This is a genomic window from Pseudarthrobacter phenanthrenivorans, assembly GCF_036455295.1.
GTDB classification, from domain to species: Bacteria; Actinomycetota; Actinomycetes; order Actinomycetales; family Micrococcaceae; genus Arthrobacter; species Arthrobacter phenanthrenivorans_C.
In genome coordinates, this window is record NZ_JAYXNX010000005.1 from 218,506 (window position 1) to 231,723 (window position 13,218).

The 13,218-nt window shown below is 64.9% G+C and carries 11 protein-coding genes; 2 read left to right on the forward strand and 9 right to left on the reverse strand.

The genetic code is table 11. The annotated features are described in order from the left end of the window. Nucleotides 1-12: 12 nt before the first annotated feature. From nrdE to VXJ37_RS08890, 7 genes are all read right to left on the reverse strand, one after another. Nucleotides 13-2,133: a class 1b ribonucleoside-diphosphate reductase subunit alpha gene (gene nrdE / locus VXJ37_RS08860; protein ID WP_141941727.1), complete on the reverse strand. Its 2,121-nt coding sequence runs from the start codon at nt 2,131-2,133 to the stop codon at nt 13-15. A gap of 20 nt (nt 2,134-2,153) precedes the next feature. Beyond that, on the reverse strand, nt 2,154-2,666 hold the full coding sequence (gene nrdI, locus VXJ37_RS08865; protein WP_440589789.1) for a class Ib ribonucleoside-diphosphate reductase assembly flavoprotein NrdI: 513 nt from the start codon (nt 2,664-2,666) through the stop codon (nt 2,154-2,156). A gap of 42 nt (nt 2,667-2,708) precedes the next feature. Further along, nucleotides 2,709-2,954, reverse strand: coding sequence for a glutaredoxin-like protein NrdH (nrdH, locus tag VXJ37_RS08870; protein WP_108600540.1), 246 nt, complete (start codon nt 2,952-2,954; stop codon nt 2,709-2,711). Between the two features lie 360 nt (nt 2,955-3,314). Continuing rightward, complete coding sequence (locus VXJ37_RS08875; protein ID WP_331322669.1) at nt 3,315-4,553, reverse strand: cyclopropane-fatty-acyl-phospholipid synthase family protein; 1,239 nt, start codon at nt 4,551-4,553, stop codon at nt 3,315-3,317. After that, on the reverse strand, nt 4,553-5,926 hold the full coding sequence (locus VXJ37_RS08880) for a class I SAM-dependent methyltransferase (RefSeq protein ID WP_331322670.1): 1,374 nt from the start codon (nt 5,924-5,926) through the stop codon (nt 4,553-4,555). The genes VXJ37_RS08875 and VXJ37_RS08880 overlap by 1 nt, the downstream gene beginning before the upstream one ends. Next, nucleotides 5,923-6,654 (reverse strand): DUF1365 domain-containing protein, encoded by a 732-nt coding sequence (locus VXJ37_RS08885; RefSeq protein ID WP_331322671.1) that lies wholly within the window; start codon nt 6,652-6,654, stop codon nt 5,923-5,925. Before VXJ37_RS08885 ends, VXJ37_RS08880 begins: the two co-directional genes overlap by 4 nt. Continuing rightward, nucleotides 6,651-8,048 (reverse strand): NAD(P)/FAD-dependent oxidoreductase, encoded by a 1,398-nt coding sequence (locus tag VXJ37_RS08890; RefSeq protein ID WP_331322672.1) that lies wholly within the window; start codon nt 8,046-8,048, stop codon nt 6,651-6,653. Before VXJ37_RS08890 ends, VXJ37_RS08885 begins: the two co-directional genes overlap by 4 nt. Nucleotides 8,049-8,143: 95 nt before the next feature. Here VXJ37_RS08890 and VXJ37_RS08895 point away from each other — a divergent pair, with 95 nt between their 5' ends. Together VXJ37_RS08895 and VXJ37_RS08900 are read left to right on the forward strand one after the other, a co-directional pair. Beyond that, entirely contained in the window at nt 8,144-9,061 is a 918-nt protein-coding gene (locus VXJ37_RS08895; RefSeq protein WP_331322673.1) for a LysR family transcriptional regulator, read from the forward strand. 45 nt (nt 9,062-9,106) lie between these two features. Further along, nucleotides 9,107-9,613: a DUF2004 domain-containing protein gene (locus VXJ37_RS08900; RefSeq protein ID WP_331322674.1), complete on the forward strand. Its 507-nt coding sequence runs from the start codon at nt 9,107-9,109 to the stop codon at nt 9,611-9,613. 76 nt (nt 9,614-9,689) lie between these two features. Here VXJ37_RS08900 and metE read toward each other — a convergent pair whose 3' ends face one another. Next, a complete protein-coding gene (metE, locus tag VXJ37_RS08905; protein WP_331322675.1) occupies nt 9,690-12,035 on the reverse strand; it encodes a 5-methyltetrahydropteroyltriglutamate--homocysteine S-methyltransferase in 2,346 nt (781 codons plus the stop codon). A gap of 78 nt (nt 12,036-12,113) precedes the next feature. Further along, on the reverse strand, nt 12,114-13,064 hold the full coding sequence (locus VXJ37_RS08910) for a methylenetetrahydrofolate reductase (protein ID WP_331322676.1): 951 nt from the start codon (nt 13,062-13,064) through the stop codon (nt 12,114-12,116). Nucleotides 13,065-13,218: the final 154 nt, after the last annotated feature.

Here is a 13,218-nt window from a genome sequence, read left to right on the forward strand (position 1 = left end):
CGACCACCGGGGCTACAGCATGCAGGAGACGCAACCCTCTACCTCGGTCCCTTCCAGCGCGAGCTGGCGGAGACGGATGTAGTAGATGGTCTTGATGCCCTTCTTCCAGGCGTAGATCTGGGCCTTGTTGATGTCGCGGGTGGTGGCGGTGTCCTTGAAGAACAGCGTCAGCGACAAGCCCTGGTCCACGTGCTGGGTGGCCGCGGCGTAGGTGTCAATAACCTTCTCGTAGCCAATTTCGTACGCGTCCTGGTAGTACTCCAGGTTGTCGTTGGTCAGGTACGGCGCCGGGTAGTAGACACGCCCCAGCTTGCCTTCCTTGCGGATCTCGATCTTGGACGCCACCGGGTGGATCGAGGAGGTGGAGTTGTTGATGTAGGAGATCGAGCCGGTGGGCGGCACCGCCTGCAGGTTCTGGTTGTAGATGCCGTGCTCCATGACGGAGGCCTTGAGCGCCTGCCAGTCAGCCTGCGTGGGGATGTGCACGTTCTTGAACAACTCGCGGACCTTCTCGGTCTGCGGCACCCATTCCTGCTCCGTGTACTTGTCGAAGAACTCGCCCGAGGCGTACTTGGACTTCTCGAAGCCGCCGAACGTCTGGCCGGTTTCGATGGCCAGCAGGTTGGAGGCCCGCACAGCGTGGTACACCACGGAGTAGAAGTAGATGTTGGTGAAGTCCAGGCCCTCTTCGGAGCCGTAGTGGACCCGCTCCCGGGCCAGGTAGCCGTGCAGGTTCATCTGGCCCAGGCCGATTGCGTGGCTTTGGTCGTTGCCCTTGGCGATGGACGGCACCGAAGTGATGTTGGACATGTCCGAAACGGCGGACAGCGAACGGATGGCGGTCTCAATGGTGAGGCCGAAGTCCGGCGAGTCCATGGTCTTCGCGATGTTCAGCGAACCCAGGTTGCAGGAGATGTCCTTGCCGGTGTCCGCGTAGGACAGGTCATCGTTGTACGTGGTGGGCTGGGAGACCTGGAGGATCTCCGAGCACAGGTTGGACATGATGATCTTGCCGTCGATCGGGTTGGCCCGGTTCACGGTGTCCTCGAACATGATGTACGGGTAGCCGGACTCGAACTGGATCTCGGCGAGGGTCTGGAAGAACTCGCGCGCCTTGATCTTGGTCTTCTTGATCCGGGAATCGTCTACCATCTCGTAGTACTTCTCGGTGACCGAGACGTCGGAGAACGGCATGCCGTAGACGCGTTCGACGTCGTACGGCGAGAACAGGTACATGTCCTCGTCCTTCTTGGCCAGCTCGAACGTGATGTCCGGGATGACGACGCCCAGCGAGAGGGTCTTGATGCGGATCTTCTCGTCCGCGTTCTCCCGCTTGGTGTCCAGGAACCGGTAGATGTCCGGGTGGTGGGCGTGCAGGTACACAGCCCCGGCGCCCTGGCGGGCACCGAGCTGGTTGGCGTAGGAGAAGCTGTCTTCGAGGAGCTTCATCACGGGGATGACACCAGAGGACTGGTTTTCGATCTGCTTGATGGGGGCGCCGACTTCGCGGATGTTGGTCAGCGCAAACGCCACGCCGCCGCCGCGCTTGGACAGCTGCAGGGCGGAGTTGATGGAGCGGCCGATCGACTCCATGTTGTCTTCAATGCGGAGCAGGAAGCAGGAAACCAGTTCGCCGCGCTGCTTCTTGCCCGCGTTCAGGAACGTGGGGGTGGCCGGCTGGAAGCGGCCCTCGATGATCTCGTCCACCATCTGCAGGGCGAGCTGCTCGTTGCCGCGGGCCAGGTGCAGTGCAACCATGCACACGCGGTCCTCGTAGCGCTCCAGGAAACGCTTGCCATCGAAGGTCTTCAGCGTGTAGGAGGTGTAGAACTTGAAGGCGCCCAGGAAGGTTTCGAAGCGGAACTTCTTCTTGTAGGCGCGGTTGAACAGTTCACGGATGAAGTTCATCGTGTACTGGTCCAGCGTCTCGCGCTCGTAGTACTGGTTCTTCACCAGGTAGTCGAGCTTCTCCTCCAGGTCGTGGAAGAAGACGGTGTTGTTGTTCACGTGCTGCAGGAAGTACTGGTGCGCAGCCTCGCGGTCGGCGCCGAACTGGATTTCGCCATTGGGACCATAGAGGTTCAGCATGGCGTTCAGCTCGTGGTAGCCCAGCCCCTTGTAGGCAGCGGGCATCTCAGGCTTCTGGGCCCTGGTTACTTCTGTGTCTGCGACAGTCGTGTCCAAAACGTGTCCAATCCTTGGTTGACCCGGGTGACGTCTTCCGGCGTTCCCATAAGTTCGAATCGATAGAGGTGGGGTACTTTGCACTTGGCGGCGATGATGTCCCCGGCCATGCAGTAGTTGTCCCCGAAGTTCGTGTTGCCGGCACCAATCACGCCGCGGAGCAGTTGCCTGTTTTGCGGGTTGTTGAGAAACCGGATGACCTGCTTGGGAACGGATCCTTCTCCCCCGGTGCCACCGTAGGTGGGCACCACCAGCACGAACGGCCGGGTGGCGAGTAGGGGTGCGTCCTTCGCGTAGAGCGGGATCCGGGCAACCTCACGGCCCAGCTTCCTGACGAAGCGGCTGGTGTTCTCGGATGCAGAGGAAAAATAGATGAGCTGGCTGCCGGTGCTGACCGGCTCCGCATCAGCCTGTGCACTGGCCGTCGCGGACGCCTCCACGCGCTGAGCCGCGTGGTCACGCTGTGCTGTGGGTGCCACCATGGACGTCACCTCAGCTGGTTGCTGTCGGGAAAAGCGGAAACCTTAGGCCACGGAGGAAACAGCGGCCAGCGCCAGTTCCTCGATCTTGTCCGGGCGGAAGCCTGACCAGTGGTCCTGGTCGGTGACCACAACGGGAGCCTGCATGTAACCCAGTGCCTTCAGGCGCTCAAGAGCCTCGGCGTCCTGGGAGATGTCGACGCTCTGGTAGGTGATGCCCTTTTTATCGAGCGCACGGTAGGTGGCGTTGCACTGAACACAAGCAGGCTTCGTGTAAACCGTTACGGTCATTGTCGCTGTCCCCTTAGTTGAAATCTATTGCTGGTGCGGTGTCCCCGTCCAAGCCGTATGAAGATACTACATGTAGTGCAGGCGCCTCTTTTGGACCCCAAGATGATGTATTACAAGTATGTCATTTAATGCACCGTTAATCCACAGGCACGGGCCGGTAAAATGGCCGGGATCCCGGGATTTTTGTCAGTCCGGTCCACACCCTGTGGAGTACTTAGCCACAATTAACGGCCAGCGTGTCGCGGAAACGACGGCGTGTCGCGGCGTTGTCCACAGGGCTTTCGGACACGGAAAAGGGGTCCCGAAGTGACCTTCGGAACCCCTTGGGGTGACCAATCGCACCTGCCTCCGTGGCAACAGCTAAAGCGGAGCGGGCCTGCTGCAGAGCATCTGTTCCACGCCCATCCGCCCTTCAGCGAAGCTGCGGAGCGCCCCCACCAAATACAGGCGCCATACACGGACGACTTCCCGGCCCATCATTTCCTCGGCCCGGTCCTGGTTCTGCTCAAATGTCGCGTACCAGGCTTCGAGGGTGCGCACGTAGTGCCGGCGCATGCCTTCGACCCCCTCCACCTCGAATCCGGCGCCCTCGAGGAAGTTCAGGGTCTCCCCCACCGGGCGCATGTGCATGTCGGGGGCGATGAAGGATTCGATGAACGGGCCGCCACCAGGATGCCGGCCGCGCCGGGACATCTGCTGGACCAGGACCTTCCCTCCCGGTGCCAGGTTGTCGAACAGCGCCCGGGCGTACACCGGATAGTTCTTCTGTCCCACGTGCTCGCCCATCTCAAGGGAGGCGACGGCGTCGAACGGGCCGTCCGGAACCTGCCGGTAATCCTGTACCCGGATCTCCACCTGGCCTTCCAGGCCGTACTCCTTGATCCGCGCGTCGATGAATGCTTTCTGTTCCACGGAGAGGGTGACACCAACCACCGTGGCTCCGTAGTGACGCGCAGCGTGCAGGCTCAGGGAACCCCAGCCGCAGCCGACATCCAGCAGGCGCATGCCCGGCTGCAGCCCGATCTTGCGGCACACCAGGTCCAGCTTGTCGCGCTGGGCGTCCTCTACGCCGTAGCCCGGTCCGGGCTCCTGGGTCCAGTATCCGCTGGAGTAGGCCATCTGCGGATCCAGGATCAGGCCGTAGAAATCGTTGCTGAGATCGTAGTGGTGGCTGATCGCGGCCCGGTCACGGAGCAGGCTGTGCAGCCGTCCGCGGACCTTGGCCTGAGTTGCCGGCGGAGCCGGGGGTGTCCCCAGCGCGCCCGCCGAGCGGGCAATCCTGCCTATTCCGGCGATGACGCCGGGCGTGAGGCGGATGCCGGACAGCCGGCGTTGCCGGACCACCTCCCACAATTGCTGCAGCGCGGAGTTGAGGTCCCCGTCAACATCCAGTTCACCGGTGACATAGGCCTGTGCGGCGCCGAGCTCGCCGGGGTTCCACAGCAACCGCCGGATCGCGTCCGGGCTGTTGAGCCGGACCACCGGTGCGTTTTCGGGGCCTGCCTCCGAGCCGTCCCAGGCCTTCAGGCGGACGGGCAGTTCCCCGCCCACCACGGGCCGCAGGACCTCTGCAATCGTTTCGGCAAGTACAGCAGTCATCAGCGGTCCCCGTTGGCGGCGGCGTTCTTCCTCTGGTCCAGCACAATCTGCTGGACGTTGAGGTAGCCCGAGGCGAACCCGGCCCTCGAATAGCACAGGTAGAACAGCCACATCCGCTGGAAGACGGCGTCGAAGCCCAGCCCGGCCACTTCGTCCTTTCGAGCCATGAAGCGTTCTTCCCAGAGCCGCAGCGTCTCGGCGTAGTGTTCACCGAAAGCCAGGCGTTCCCGGACCTGCAGTCCGGTCCGCTTTTCGGTGACTTCCTCGATGGCGCGCACCGACGGAATCACCCCGCCCGGGAAGATGTACTTGTGCACCCAGGTGTAGCCGGTCCGGGTAGCCAGGAGGCGGTCGTGCGCGATGGTGATGGCCTGGATGGCCACCTTCCCGCCCGGGGCCAGGACCCGCTCGATGGTCTGGAAGTACGTTGCCCAGTATTCATAGCCCACTGCCTCGATCATCTCGACCGAGACCACGGCGTCATACTCGCCCTCCACGGCGCGGTAATCCTTCAGCTCGATGGTCACCTGGTCCGCATAGCCTGCCTCGGCTACCCGCTGCCGGGCCAGTGCCTGCTGTTCGCTGGACAGTGTGACCGAGTAGACGGTGGCACCGCGGGCGGCTGCACGCAGCGCCAGTTCACCCCAGCCGGTGCCAATCTCCAGCACCCGGGTTCCGGGTCCGACGGCGGCCTTGTCCAGCAGCCGGTCGATCTTCGCCTGCTGGGCGGCGGCGAAGCCCTCCCACGGCATGTCCTTCACGGCACTTCCGGACGCGGGGAAGAGTGCGCTGGAGTAGGTCATGGTCTCGTCAAGGAACGTGGTGAACAGTTCGTTGGAGAGGTCGTAGTGACGGGAGATGTTGGAACGGGTGTTCTTCAGCGAGTTCCGTTCCGTCCGCGGTTGGCGGGGCAGGAAAACGGACCGCAGTTTCTGCAGCGGGACCGGTATCAGGGTGCCCGCCCGGGCCGCGAAGACCTCCAGCACTGCCGTGAGGTTGTCTGCGTCCCAATCGCCGGCCATGTAGGACTCGCCAAGGCCGATCAGGCCCCCGTCACCCAGCCGCAGGGCAAAATGCCTGGGCCGGTGGATGGTCATGACCGGAACACGCGAGCCTGCCGGGGCTGAGCCCAGGACCTGCCCGTCCGGGTAGCGGACCTCGAGCGGCAGGCGCCGCACGGCGGCCTTGAAGATCCCGTCCGCGATCCGCGCGGCAGCGTCCGCCTTGAAACCGGAGGGTACCGCGGCAATTCCGGGCCAGATGGCCGCATCGATGGACGCGGGGGGCTGCGGCACGGTGTACGGCGCGGCGGAACCGGTCTGGTTCACCGGCCGCTCTGCCGAAGCGGTGCCGTTATCGTCCGTCATTGTCATTGAACTGCCTCCTGTTGGGGGTGATGTGGTCTGGCGACGACGGGCAGGCGTCTTGCCCAGAGCTTAACGCCCTGGAGCCGGATCAGGGCGGATACCAGCAGTGGCGCGGCAGGCACGGTGACGGCCGCGGTCAGGATGTTCCGGATGCTGGCCGGTTTCCTCCTGCCGTCCATGGTGGCGACGAACGGCCGGTGCCCTTCGCGCTCCAGCACGATGGATACCGCAAGCCGCTCCCCCGGTGCCGGGAGCTTCATGCGGTACTGCCCGTCGACGTCGTTGAAAGGTGAAACGTAGAACGCCTTGGGCACCGTGGCCCGCCCGGAGGGATCTGTCTGCAGCAGGTAGCAGTGCCGTTCGCCGTAGGTGTTGTGGACCTCCGCCACAACGCACCGGAGTTCCCCGTTTGTGTCGTAGCACCAGAACAGGGAGAGCGGGTTGAAGACGTAGCCGAAAACCCTGGCGCTGGCCAGCATGTGGATGGGGCCGCCGTCGGGCTCCATGCCGTGGGTCCGCAGGTAGCGCTCCACGTTGGAGCGGATACCGGCGCCGGGGTCCCCCAGATGGTCCGCGGCGCGGAACACTGCCAGCGGCCGGAGCAGTCGGGGCAGGCGGGGAAGGTCGTCGACGTCCACGAACCAGCTGTAGCTGCGGTAGGTGAAGGCATTCTTCAACGGGGTGTGCCGCACATGGGAAATGGACGTGCAGTAGATCGAGGCTTCCATGCTCATACAGGTTCTGCGGACAGCAGTTCCCGCTCCCCTTCGCCAGTGGCGTCCGCGGAATCGGCGGCCCGGGCCACCGGCCAGGTCCGGCCGAGCTTCTCCGCAGCACGCACCCCGGAGAGCGCGCCGTCCTCGTGGAAGCCCCAGCCAAGGTAGGCCCCCGCATAAGCGATCCGGCTGTTGCCCAGTGCGGCGATGGCCTGCTGCGCCTTCAAGGACTCGGGGGTGTACTGCGGATGCTCGTACACCATCCGTTCCAGCACCGCGTCGTCGGAGATCAGCTCCGACTCGCCCAGGCTCACCAGGTAGGGGCGGCCGTCTGCGGGCTCAAGCCGCTGCAGCCGGGTGAGGTCATAGCTGACCAGCACCTTGTCCGGCCTGGCGTCGCAGGCCGGGAGCCGGTAGTTCCAGGACGCTTTGGCGTTGTCCGCCGCGGGCAGGACCGCGGGGTCCTGGTGGAACACGGTGTGGTTCACGGAATAGGGCATGCCGCTGAGCGCCTCCTTTTCCTCAGGGGTGGCGTCGGCCAGGAACCCGAGCGCCTGGGCGGGGTGGGTGGCAATGACGACGGCGTCGAAATCCTCGAGGCCGCCGGCAGTCACCAGCTCCACGCCGTCCGTGGTCCGCCGGATGGCGGTGACGGGGGTGTTCAGCCGGACGTCGGACAGCGTGGCGGCCAGCTTCTCCACGTACCGGGCGGATCCGCCGGTGACCGTGCGCCACTGCGGCGAGCCCTTGATGCCCAGCAGGCCGTGGTGGCCCAGGAACGTGAAAAGGTAGCGCGCCGGATAGGCCAGGGCGGTAGTGGGGTCGCAGGACCAGACTGCGCTGACCACGGGGGTCATGAAGTGGGAAATGAAATAGGGGCTGAATTTTTCCCGCTCCAGGAAGGCTCCCAGGGTCAGTTCCGGGACGTCGACTTCGTCGCTGACGGCCGACGGCGGCGCGGTCCTGAGCAGTTCCCTTGCCTTGCGGTAGAAGCGGGTGACCTCCAGCAGCATCAGCAGGTAGCGCCCGCGCAGCAGGCTTGAAGGCCTGGCGATGATTCCGCGTGCGCCGTCGCGGGCGCCGGCGTATTCCAGCCCGCAGCCGTCACAGCGGATGGACATGCTCATTTCGGAGTCCTGGGTTTCGACGCCCAGCTCCGCGAACAACCGCAGCAGGGTGGGATAGGTCCGTTCGTTGTGCACGATGAACCCGGTGTCCACGCCGATGACGCCGCCGTCCGCCTGTGGCATGTCGTGGGTGTGGGCATGGCCGCCCAGCCGCGAATCGGCCTCAAACAGGGTGACGTCGTCCTGCCTGTTCAGTACGTAGGCGGCGGTCAATCCGGCTACCCCGCTGCCGATCACGGCTACGCGCCGCCGGCCGCCTGCACTTACTGCTGGGTCAAGTGACACTTCATGCTCCTCTGCTGAACATTGCCGCTGTGCTGGTTATACAGAGGGCAATTCGGCGCAGCACCGGCGGCGGATGGGTGCAGTACTGTGAACTGGTGGTAAATCCCGTACACCTGAAGACCCTCCTGGAGGTTACGCGGCTGGGCTCCTTCGCTGCGGCAGCCGCGACGCTCGGCTACACGGCCTCCGCAGTCTCGCAGCAGATGTCCGCCCTGGAGCGGGAAACGGGCGTCACCCTCTTCCAGCGTTCGGCGCGGTCCGTGATCCCCACGGAAGCCGCCGTCGTCATGACCCGCCATGCCGCCAAGGTGCTGACGGATATTGAAGCGCTGATGGCGGCCGCTTCGAGGACCCGGGACACCGAAAGCCAGGAGCTGCGGCTGGGCATCTTTCCCAGCCTGGCCACCTACGTCCTGCCCCGCATCCTGAAGAACCCTGCGTGGAAGAAACTCGGCATCGACCTGCGGGTGTCAGTCGCGGAACCTGGCCAGACCATCCAGGGGCTGCGGACCGGCGGCGACCTGGACCTCGCCGTGGTCTTCCAGGTGGGCCAGACCGGATTCGCCTGGCCCAACACCATCAACCGCCAGTGGATTGGTGACGACGACTTCCGTGTGGTGCTGCCGGCCGGATGGGGCTTCCGGGCCGATGCGAAGGTGGCAGCCGACCACCTTTCGGAAATGCCGTGGATCATGCACCATCCCGGAACCAGCGATGCCATGGTGATCGAGCGGCTGTTCGCCGGCTGCAATCTGCACCCCCGCGTGGTGGCGCACAGCGACGACTTCCATGCAAGCTTGGAGATGGCCGCCGCAGGACTGGGCGCCGCCCTCGTTCCGGAACTCGCGCTGCGGAACAAACCTGCCGGCGTGGTGGTGCTGGACGTCCCCGAGATCCGGCTGGCCAGGAACGTGTTTGCACTGCTGATCAACGACCGGAAAACCGCGCGCGTACAGCTGTTTGTTGACCTGCTGGCCGAAACCCTTGCCGGAATGCGCACCGCGGTGAATTAGGGCCGAACGCTGGAATGGTCTGCCCTTCGGGTCTATGTTGAGACTATGAACAAGGTAGCGAGCCAGCACTTTGGGGAGATTGACCTCAACCACGGGATGGATCATCTCTTCGCCGCCAAGCATGAGCTGCGCGGCCAACCGCTGGAACTCGACCTGAACATCAATGCCCACGACCACTTCGACGAGGCGGCCCTCCGCAAGGTGGAATACCGGTTGCGCTTCCTCCCCGAACTCGTGGATGAAGTCCGGGAAATGATCGCGGAGGAACTTGAGCAGGAGGGCACCAGTCCCCAGGAGTACCTGCACTTCCACTGCAACGCGCTCAAGGACGAACACCTGCACAAGGTCTTTGGCGTCCAGGACCGCAGCCAGCTCACCAACGAGGTTTTCCTCAAGGCCCTGAAGCTTGGCCACGTGGGCATCTACCCGGGCCAGCCCGAACGCTACTTCGTCATGGACTTCACGCTCGGCGAGCACTTCACCGATGAGGTCCTGGTGGCCTCCGCGGACCAGGACGGCGTGGTGGACGACGAGATCGTCTGGGAATCCTGATTAAATGACGGCGGGTTTCGACGGGCTCAACCACCGGTGGTTGAGCCCGTCGAAACCCGTTATTTTTGCGTAGTTGCTACTTGGCCGCTTCCAGCAGCACGGCCCGCACCTGCTGGGTGGCCTTGACCAGGTTGCGCAGGGACTCTTCGGTCTCGGCGTAGCCGCGGGTCTTCAGGCCGCAGTCCGGGTTGACCCAAAGCTGGCGGGAGGGGACGTGCTTGACGGCGGTGGACAGCAGCTCGGTGACCTCGGCCTCACCCGGGACGCGGGGCGAGTGGATGTCGTACACGCCGGGGCCAACACCGCGGCCGAAGCCGTGGGACTCGAGGTCGTGGACAACCTCCATGCGGGAGCGGGCCGCTTCGATGGACGTCACGTCGGCGTCCAGACCGTCGATCGCGTCGATGATCACGCCAAACTCGGAGTAGCAGAGGTGGGTGTGGATCTGGGTTGAGTCGGCGACTCCGGCCGTGGCCAGGCGGAACGAGTCGACCGACCATTTCAGGTAGTGGGCCTGGTCGGCCTTGCGCAGCGGGAGCAGTTCACGCAGGGCGGGCTCGTCCACCTGGATGACCTTGATGCCGGTGGCTTCCAGGTCGGCTATTTCGTCGCGCAGCGCCAGGCCAACCTGGTTGGCGGTCTCCCCCAGCGGCTGGTCATCGCGGACGAAGGACCACGCCAAGATGGTGACCGGACCGGTGAGCATGCCCTTCATGGGCTTGCTGGTCAGGGACTGCGCATATTCTGCCCACTTCACCGTGATGGCGGCGCTGCGTGTGACGTCGCCCCAGAGGATGGAGGGACGGGTGCAGCGGGAGCCGTAGGACTGGACCCAGCCGTGGACCGTGACGTCGAAACCCTCAAGGTTTTCCGCGAAGTACTGGACCATGTCGTTGCGCTCGGGCTCGCCGTGGACCAGGACGTCGTAGCCCAGCTCTTCCTGCAGGTCCACCACGCGCTTGATCTCGTCCTTCATGAGCTGCTCGTACTGCTCATCGCTCAGCTCGCCCTTGGTGTTGCGCGCCCGGGCGGAACGGATTTCAGCCGTCTGCGGGAAGGACCCGATGGTGGTGGTGGGCAGCGGCGGGAGGTGGAGTGCTTCTTCCTGGGCTGCCTCACGGACGGAGTAGTCGGAGCGGGCGAAGTCGGCCGCGGTCAGGGCTTCGGTGCGGGCGCGGACGTCCGCGCGGCGGACACCTGCTGCGGTGGCACGGGAGGCGATCACGGCGGTTGCTTCGTCGATGGCGGCCTGGGCGGAGGCGGGGTCCGCCAGGTAGGACGCCAGGGTCCTGACTTCAACGGCCTTTTGGTCGGAGAACGCCAGCCAGCTGCGGAGCTGGCGGGACAGCTGGGTTTCCTCGTCGACGTCGTGCGGGACGTGCTGGGTGGAGGTGGAGGTGGATACGGTGAGCCTTCCGGCGGCTGCCTTCAGCTGGTCCAGCTTGGCAGCTGAAGCGGCGAGGTCGTTGCGCCAGATGTTGTGGCCGTCCACGACGCCGGCCACCAGGGTCTTGTTGCCCAGCCCGGCCAGCGTAGCTGCGGAGGGCACGGCACCCTTGAAGACATCAATGTGCAGCGCGTCGATGTTGGTCGCTGCGAGGGTGCCCAGCTGGCCCTCCAGCGAACCGTAGGGGGTGGAGACAAGGATCTGGGGGCGGTTGGCTGCAGCCGTCAGGACCTCGTAGGCCCGCGCAACAGCGGCTTCGATCTCCGCGGCCGGGGTGTCCTGGTCTACCACCAGGGCGGGTTCGTCGAGCTGGACCCAGCCGGCTCCGGCGGCGGACAGCTTCTCCAGCAGCTGCACGTATACCGGGAGGAGGTCCTCAAGGCGGGACAGCGGTGCGAAGCCGGCCGGCGCGTCGTCCGAGGCCTTGGAGAGGAGCAGGTAGGTGACCGGGCCCACGATGTAGGGGCGGGTTTCGATGCCGTTTTCCAGGGCGAAGACGAACTCGTCGACCTTGGCGGTGGAGGCCAGGGTGAATTCGGTTTCGGGGCCGATTTCCGGCACCAGGTAGTGGTAGTTGGTGTCGAACCACTTGGTCATTTCCAGCGGCTGCTGGTCCTTGGTGCCGCGGGCCAGCGTGAAGTAGCCGTCGATGTCCAGCTGACCTTCAGCGTTGAGGAGCTTGCCGAATCGTGCCGGAACAGCGCCCAGGTGCGCGGTGGTGTCCAGGACCTGGTCGTAGTAGGAAAAGGTGCCCGGCACTGCGGCGGCTTCGGTGAGGCCGAGTTCCTGCAGGCGCGTGGCGATGGACAGCTGGATGTCCCTAGCGGCGGCCTCAAGGGCGGCGGCGTCGATTTTTCCGGCCCAGTAGGCCTCAACGGCTTTTTTGAGCTCGCGGCGCCGGCCGATGCGGGGGTAGCCGAGGAGGGAGGCGGAGGGGAAGGGTGTGGCGTTGGTGGGCAGGGTGTTTTTGGGCATGGCGAAGTTCCTTGGGTCGAAGACGTGTGTGGAGCCCCGGGGTTTGGCGCCCGCCGGCGAAGGCCGTGAAAGTGCTGGTCAGCCGGCGAGCTGCGCGGCGCCTGAGGCACGCCGGCTGCGCCGCGGAAGGGCCAGCTTGTCCAGCACCTCCAGTGCGCTCTGGTGCTCGTTGAAGGTGTAGATGTGGATGCCGGGAGCACCCGCATGAAGGGCGGCATTGGCGAGGTCGACGGTGGCGTCGACGCCTATGTGGAGCCGTTCGAGGTCACTGCCTGCCGTGGCGAGGCGCTCCATCAGCTGCGGGGCCGGCTCCACGCCGGTGAGCTCTCCCAGCCGTTTCAGCCGGCGGAGGCTGGTGAGCGGCATGACTCCCGGGATGATCGGGATGGTCACGCCGGCACGGCGGGCCCGGGTGAGCAGGTCCTCGTACTGCCTGGTCTCGAAGAACACCTGGGTGATGGCGAAGTCCGCCCCGGAGCGCTGCTTGGCCAGCAGCACCTCCACGTCGTGCTCCTCACTGGGCGATTCAGGGTGCCGCGAGGGATATGCGGCCACGCCCACGGCGATCCTGCCGGCGCAGAGCAGGGCTGAACGGCGCTGCTCCACGCGGCGGATGAGTTCGATCAGGTCTTGGGCGTAGCGGAGGGATCCGGCCGCCGGTGCGCTTGCGTCCTTGGGAAGGTCGCCGCGCAGGGCAAGGATTCCGCGTACCCCGGTGTCCAGCAGCTCACCGACGATGCCGGCAAGTTCCTGCGGGCTGTTGCCCACGCAGGTGAGGTGGGCAAGCGGCCGCAGCGTGGTTTCGAGCAGGAGCCGGTTGATGAGTTCGACGGCGGTGTCCCGGTTGGATCCGCTGGCGCCGTAAGTCACCGAGACATAGTCCGGCTCGGTTGTTTCCAGTTCGCGGATGGTGGTCCAGAGAGTCTCCGCTGCCGCGGGCGAACGCGGCGGGAACAGCTCGTAGGACAGCGCCACCGGGGCGGTGTCGGAGAGGTTTGGATGTGCGTCAGTCAGGCTTGGTGGTGACATTTGCGTCCTTGGCTTTGGGCCATTGGGGTTCCCCGGCTTAAACGGAAGGGGGACCGGCAATGAATTGAGTTTGGGGAACACGGAGGGACTCCACAAGGGACGCAGCCGCGACGGTTACGCCTTGCATGAAGTAATCCGTGAGCAAATGTCAGGC

Bases quoted from the DNA above. Each gene is read 5' to 3' on its own strand.
- nrdE (WP_141941727.1), bottom strand. From the start codon at position 2,133: ATGCCCGCTGCCTACAAGGGGCTGGGCTACCACGAGCTGAACGCCATG.
- nrdI (WP_440589789.1), bottom strand. From the start codon at position 2,666: ATGGTGGCACCCACAGCACAGCGTGACCACGCGGCTCAGCGCGTGGAG.
- nrdH (WP_108600540.1), bottom strand. From the start codon at position 2,954: ATGACCGTAACGGTTTACACGAAGCCTGCTTGTGTTCAGTGCAACGCC.
- VXJ37_RS08875 (WP_331322669.1), bottom strand. From the start codon at position 4,553: ATGACTGCTGTACTTGCCGAAACGATTGCAGAGGTCCTGCGGCCCGTG.
- VXJ37_RS08880 (WP_331322670.1), bottom strand. From the start codon at position 5,926: ATGACAATGACGGACGATAACGGCACCGCTTCGGCAGAGCGGCCGGTG.
- VXJ37_RS08885 (WP_331322671.1), bottom strand. From the start codon at position 6,654: ATGAGCATGGAAGCCTCGATCTACTGCACGTCCATTTCCCATGTGCGG.
- VXJ37_RS08900 (WP_331322674.1), top strand. From the start codon at position 9,107: ATGAACAAGGTAGCGAGCCAGCACTTTGGGGAGATTGACCTCAACCAC.
- metE (WP_331322675.1), bottom strand. From the start codon at position 12,035: ATGCCCAAAAACACCCTGCCCACCAACGCCACACCCTTCCCCTCCGCC.
- VXJ37_RS08910 (WP_331322676.1), bottom strand. From the start codon at position 13,064: ATGTCACCACCAAGCCTGACTGACGCACATCCAAACCTCTCCGACACC.